Source organism: Tianweitania sp. (assembly GCF_032053605.1).
Lineage (GTDB): Bacteria > Pseudomonadota > Alphaproteobacteria > Rhizobiales > Rhizobiaceae > Tianweitania.
In genome coordinates, this window is the sequence record NZ_DAMBUH010000175.1 from 4,034 (window position 1) to 4,269 (window position 236).

The following is a 236-nucleotide window of genomic DNA, read 5'->3' on the forward strand; positions in this document are numbered from 1 at the left end:
GCGCGAAGGCGACCCGCCTGTGGTGGTGGTCTGCGAACTCAAGATGCAGTTCAACATGGACCTGCTGCTGCAGGCGATAGACCGCGCTTCGGCCTGCGACGAAGTCTGGCTTGCCGCAAAAATGTCAAAGCGCGGCAAAGGGAGGGAACACGACGCCCGCTTTCGCAATCTGTGCCGCCGCCTCGGCTTCGGCCTGCTCGGCGTCACCGGCACCGGCACCGTCGAACTCCTGCTCA

1 pseudogene is annotated in these 236 nt (G+C 64.4%); it reads left to right on the forward strand.

Annotation, left to right across the window (positions count from 1 at the left end):
• Positions 1–236, forward strand: a pseudogene (locus RTX98_RS20215) (hypothetical protein); the annotation flags it as partial.